The 5,250-nt window shown below is 74.0% G+C and carries 5 protein-coding genes and 1 pseudogene; 4 read left to right on the top strand and 2 right to left on the bottom strand.

What is annotated here, in order from left to right; genetic code table 11:
- Positions 1-499: pseudogene (locus tag DKL51_RS34725) on the top strand (hypothetical protein); the annotation flags it as partial.
- Positions 500-514: 15 nt separating this feature from the next.
- On the opposite strand, the gene DKL51_RS04380 reads toward DKL51_RS34725, so the two are convergent.
- Together DKL51_RS04380 and DKL51_RS04375 are read right to left on the bottom strand one after the other, a co-directional pair.
- On the bottom strand, positions 515-1,681 hold the full coding sequence (locus DKL51_RS04380) for an NADH-quinone oxidoreductase subunit D (RefSeq protein ID WP_185734702.1): 1,167 nt from the start codon (positions 1,679-1,681) through the stop codon (positions 515-517).
- A complete protein-coding gene (locus DKL51_RS04375) occupies positions 1,678-2,652 on the bottom strand; it encodes an SAM-dependent methyltransferase (RefSeq protein ID WP_221623129.1) in 975 nt (324 codons plus the stop codon). Before DKL51_RS04375 ends, DKL51_RS04380 begins: the two co-directional genes overlap by 4 nt.
- Positions 2,653-2,884: 232 nt before the next feature.
- On the opposite strand from DKL51_RS04375, the gene DKL51_RS04370 reads away from it, so the two are divergent.
- The 3 genes from DKL51_RS04370 to panD form a co-directional block, all read left to right on the top strand.
- On the top strand, positions 2,885-3,862 hold the full coding sequence (locus tag DKL51_RS04370; protein WP_124811752.1) for a Rossmann-like and DUF2520 domain-containing protein: 978 nt from the start codon (positions 2,885-2,887) through the stop codon (positions 3,860-3,862).
- A gap of 114 nt (positions 3,863-3,976) precedes the next feature.
- Entirely contained in the window at positions 3,977-4,825 is an 849-nt protein-coding gene (gene panC / locus DKL51_RS04365; protein ID WP_109947871.1) for a pantoate--beta-alanine ligase, read from the top strand.
- 32 nt (positions 4,826-4,857) lie between these two features.
- Positions 4,858-5,250: aspartate 1-decarboxylase (gene panD, locus DKL51_RS04360; protein ID WP_124811751.1), on the top strand; the 393-nt coding region annotated here is incomplete at its 3' end.

Below are 5,250 nucleotides of genomic sequence, written 5' to 3'. Positions count from 1 at the left end.
GGGTCGGGGCTGGGCCGCGGCGGAGCAGCCAGCTCGCCCCGCCGGCCTGTCAGCGGACGCCTCCGACGACGACTACTGGTCGGAGATGCGGACCGGCGGCCGGTGGGCCTCGGTCCGGGACGACGAGCACGGCCGCGAGGTGCGGGTGGGTGAGCGGCGGGCCGCGGTGCACGCCGACGATGGCGGCACCGAGTACCGGGTGGAGGACCGCTGGGCGTCGGTACGCCGCAGCGAACCCCGCCCCGACCAGGACCGGGACTGGGATGCGGGCGCCGGCTGGGCGGAGGAGAGCCGGCCGGCGCTCCCGGTCGGCGGGGTGCCGGTGCCCGACGAGTGGCGCCCGCCGACTCAGCGGACCGGGCAGCCCGAGTGGCGGACGGCCGAGCCCGAACCGGCCATGTACGGCCGCTCCCGGGCGGCCCAGGAGCGGTACGGTTACCCGCCGCAGGACGACGGGCCGCGGGCCGGTGGCGCCCGTTCCAGCGACCGCTGGCGCTGACTGGACGGTCGCCGGCTACTTGTCGATGTCCCCGACGACGAAGAACATCGACCCGAGGATGGCGATCAGGTCCGGCACCAGGCAGCCGGGGAGCAGCGTGGCGAGCGCCTGCACGTTGGCGTACGACGCGGTGCGCAGCTTGAGCCGCCACGGGGTCTTCTCGCCGCGGGACACCAGGTAGTAGCCGTTGATGCCGAGCGGGTTTTCGGTCCAGGCGTAGGTGTGCCCCTCGGGCGCCTTGACCACCTTGGGGAGTCGGGTGTTCACCGGCCCGGTGAGCCGGTCGACCCGGTCCAGGCACTGCTCGGCGAGGTCGAGCGAGACGTACACCTGGTCGAGCAGCACCTCGAAGCGGGCGTGGCAGTCCCCGGCGGTCTTGGTGACCACGGGCACGTCGAGCTGGTCGTACGCCAGGTACGGCTCGTCCCGGCGCAGGTCCAGGTCGAGGCCGGAGGCCCGGGCGACCGGCCCGGACGCGCCGAACGCGGCGGCGTCGGCGGCGGAGAGCACCCCCACACCGACGGTGCGGGCCAGGAAGATGTCGTTGCGCCGGATGAGGTTGTCCAGGTCCGGCAGCCGCCGCCGGACCTCCCCGATGGCGACCCGGGCCCGCCCCGTCCAGCCGGCCGGCACCTCCTCCTTGAGCCCACCCACCCGGTTGAACATGTAGTGGATCCGGCCGCCGGAGACCTCCTCCATCACCGCCTGGAGGGTCTCCCGTTCCCGGAACGCGTAGAACATCGGGGTGATCGCGCCGATCTCCAGCGGGTACGAGCCGAGGAACATCAGGTGGTTGAGCACCCGGTTCAGCTCAGCGAGCGCCATCCGCAGCCAGACCGCCCGCTCCGGTACCTCCATGCCCATCAGCCGCTCGACGGCGAGCACGACGCCCAGCTCGTTGGCGAACGCCGACAGCCAGTCGTGCCGGTTGGCCAGCACGATGATCTGCCGGTAGTCGCGTACCTCGAACAGCTTCTCCGCGCCGCGGTGCATGTAGCCGACGATCGGTTCGGCGGAGACCACCCGCTCGCCGTCGAGCACCAGCTTCAACCGGAGCACGCCGTGCGTGGAGGGGTGCTGGGGGCCGATGTTGAGCACCATGTCGGTGCCGAGCTGCTCCCCGCCGGCGCCAGTGCCGACGGTCAGTTCGCGGAGGTCGGCCTCGGTGGTCATGTCCGTCATCGTGCCATGAGGGGCCCGAGCGCGACGCCGACCGGTTGCAGCAGCCACCAGTGTCCGCCGAGCCCGGCCGGGTCGGTCAGTTCGGCCACCGCCGAGGCGGCGGCGAGCGCCCGGACGTAGCCGGCCGGGTCGCTGGCGGCCAGGCTCAGCGGCGGTCGCCCGCCGTCGGCCCCGAGCGCCCGCAGCCCCTCCCGCTGCGAGATCAGGGTGTACGCACACCGGGCGACCCGCTCGCCGGCGGAGGCGACCGAGTCCATGGCCACGTGTGCCGTGACGTCGCACGACCCGTCCGGCACCGGCCCCACCTGCCGGCCACCCCGGTAGCCGGTCAGGCTCCCGTCCACGGGTCGGTCGCCCCGCAGGTGCCCGTAGTCGACGGCCAGGGCGCCGCCCCGGTCGATCCTTCCGACCGCATCGGCCCAGGCTTCGTCCCTCGTCCGCCCGATCTCCGCCCGGGTGCCCGCCGCAGGGGCGGACCACCAGGTGGTCAGCCAGTCGGCGTCGTCACCCCTCACCTCGTCGCCGATCGACTCCTCGCCGGTGGTCGGGTCCACCAGCACGTAGCGCCACCCGTCCTCGGCCCACACCGCCACGTCCAGCGGCACGTTGTCCAGCCACTCGGTGGCCAGCAGCAGCCCGGTGATCCCGCTCGGAACCGAGCCCACCCAGTCGATCTCCTCCGGCAGATCCGCCGGTCGGCCCGCCCGCTCCACGGCGGTGAGCCGCAGGCGGTCGGCGAGTGACGAACGGCCGGCGTGGCCAGCGAGGGCCGAGAGGAGCTCGCCACGGCCCGCCCCCACGTCCATGAGGTCAAGCCGGGCCGGGTGACCGAGCGCGACATCGACCTGAGAGAGAAGGCGGAACAGCGCTGAGGCGAAGAGGGGGGAGGCGTGCACGCTGGTGCGGAAGTGGGCCGCCGGACCGGCGCCGGAGACGAAGAAGCCCCCGGGCCCGTAGAGCGCCCGCTCCATCGCCACCCGCCAGGGCAGCCGGTCGGTGAAGGTCACCCGCCGACCGTACGGGCCGGGGGCGGGAAGGGCGGGAGACGGCGGCTGATCCGAGCCTCCGGCGGGTCGCACAGTGCCCAGAATTCCGCCTTCCACACGCCCCGTGAAGGTTTTCACACATGCTTGTTTTCGCTCCGTAACTCCGGCGCATACTTGCCATCGACCGGTACCCCCTTCGAGGACTGGATCGATTGCCATGAGCGCACCGCTGCGCCCGCGTCCGGCCGCCCCGCACGGGCCCGCCGCACCGTCGGGTGGCGCCTCCACCGGCGCCTCGCTCGTCTTTCCCCGCATCCTCACCGTCGGCGTGCTCGGCGCCGGTCGGGTCGGTGCCGTGCTCGGCGCGGCGCTCGCCGCCGCCGGCCACCGGGTGGTCGCCGCCTCCGGCGTCTCCGGTGCCGCGAAGGCGCGGATCGCGCTGCTGCTTCCGGAGACCGCGAACCGCTCGGCGACCTCCGTCGCCCAAGCCGCCACCGACCTGCTGATCGTCGCGGTCCCTGACGACGCGCTGGCCGGCGTGGTCGCCGGCCTGGCCGAGACCGGCGCGCTGCGCCCCGGCCAGGTCGTCGCGCACACCTCCGGCACGCACGGACTCGACGTTCTCGCCCCGGCCGCCGCGGTGGGTGCCCGGCCGTTGGCCCTGCACCCGGCGATGACCTTCACCGGTACGCCGGACGACCTGACCCGCCTCGCCGGCATCTCGTACGGGGTGACCGCCCCGGCGGAGCTGCGCGCGTTCGCGGCCCGGCTGGTCGCCGACCTCGGGGGCGTACCGGAGTGGGTGGGGGAGGCGGACCGGCCGCTCTACCACGCGGCCCTCGCGCACGGCGCGAACCACCTGGTCACCCTGGTCAACGAGGCGAGCGACCGGCTGCGCGACGCCGGGGTGGCCCAGCCGGAGAAGGTGCTCGCCCCGCTGCTGCGGGCCGCGCTGGAGAACGCCCTGCGGCTCGGCGACGACGCGCTGACCGGCCCGGTGTCCCGGGGCGACGCGGGCACCGTACGCCGGCACCTGGCCCGGCTGGCGGCGACCGCGCCGGAATCCGTGCCCCCCTACCTGGCGTTGGCACGACGGACGGCGGATCGGGCGATCGCGGCCGGCCGGCTGCGCCCGGCCGACGCGGAGTCGCTGCTGGACGTGCTGGGTGGGATTTACCGGGAGGTTGCGGCGTGAGCGCGAGGAGTGAGCTGATCTTGCGAGCCCCGCAGTCGCGAACTGAGGTGGCGGCGTGAGCGCGAGGAGTGAGCCGATCCTGCGAGCCCCGCAGTCGCGAACTGAGGTGGCACGGTGACCGAGGTGGTGCACACGCGCAAGGAGCTGGCGGCGGCGCGGGAGGCGATGACGGGCACCGTCGGCGTCGTGATGACCATGGGCGCGCTGCACTCCGGGCACGAGACGCTGCTGCGGGCCGCCCGGGAGCGGGCCGACCACGTCATCGTCACGATCTTCGTCAACCCGCTGCAGTTCGGCCCGAACGAGGACTTCGACCGGTACCCGCGCACCCTGGACGCGGACCTGGAGGTCTGCCGCCGGGCCGGCGCGGACGTGGTCTTCGCGCCGTCGGTGGCGGACATGTACCCGGACGGCCAGCCCCGGGTCCGGGTCAACCCCGGACCGCTCGGCGAGGACTTGGAGGGGCAGAGCCGCCCCGGCTTCTTCCACGGCGTGCTCACCGTGGTCCTGAAGCTGCTCCAGCTCACCCGCCCCGACCTGACCTTCTTCGGCGAGAAGGACTACCAGCAGCTCACCCTGGTCCGGCGGATGGCGCGGGACCTGGACGTGCCGGTCGAGGTGGTCGGCGTACCGACGGTGCGGGAGCCGGACGGGCTGGCCCTGTCCAGCCGCAACCGCTACCTCTCCCCGCCGGAGCGGGAGGCCGCGCTGAGCCTCTCCGCCGCGCTACGGGCCGGCGTCGCGGCCGCCGAGCAGGGCGGGGACGCCGGCGCGGTGCTGGCCGCCGCACACCGGGCCTTCGACCCCGGTACGGCCGACGCCCGGCTCGACTACCTGGTGCTCACCGACCCGGACCTGGAACCGGGTCCGGTGGCCGGTCCGGCACGGCTGCTGATCGCGGCCTGGGTCGGCACCACCCGGTTGATCGACAACACGGCGATCCACCTCGCCCCGCAGTCCTGACCCCCACCACCACACCTGTTGAAAGGCGCCCGATGCTCCGCACGATGATGAAGTCGAAGATCCACCGGGCCACGGTGACCCAGGCCGACCTGCACTACGTCGGCTCGGTGACCGTGGACCAGGATCTCCTCGACGCGGCCGACCTGCTCCCCGGCGAGCAGGTGGCGATCGTGGACATCACCAACGGGGCCCGGCTGGAGACGTACGTGATCCCCGGCGAGCGGGGCAGCGGCGTGATCGGCATCAACGGCGCCGCCGCGCACCTGGTGCACCCCGGTGACCTGGTCATCCTCATCTCGTACGGCCAGATGGACGACGCCGAGGCGCGCGCGTACCAGCCCCGCGTGGTGCACGTCGACGCCGACAACCGCATCGTCGACCTGACGGCCGACCCCACCACCGCCGCCCCCGGCACCGCCTGTCTC

Origin of the sequence: Micromonospora globispora, assembly GCF_003857015.1 — a bacterium.
In the GTDB taxonomy this organism is placed as follows: domain Bacteria; phylum Actinomycetota; class Actinomycetes; order Mycobacteriales; family Micromonosporaceae; genus Micromonospora; species Micromonospora globispora.
The sequence above is the reverse complement of the archived record's forward strand: the minus strand, read 5'-3'. Positions and strand labels throughout refer to the sequence as shown.

Coding starts and splice junctions, on each gene's coding strand:
- DKL51_RS04380 (WP_185734702.1), bottom strand. CDS start 1,681: ATGACGGACATGACCACCGAGGCCGACCTCCGCGAACTGACCGTCGGC.
- DKL51_RS04375 (WP_221623129.1), bottom strand. CDS start 2,652: ATGGAGCGGGCGCTCTACGGGCCCGGGGGCTTCTTCGTCTCCGGCGCC.
- DKL51_RS04370 (WP_124811752.1), top strand. CDS start 2,885: ATGAGCGCACCGCTGCGCCCGCGTCCGGCCGCCCCGCACGGGCCCGCC.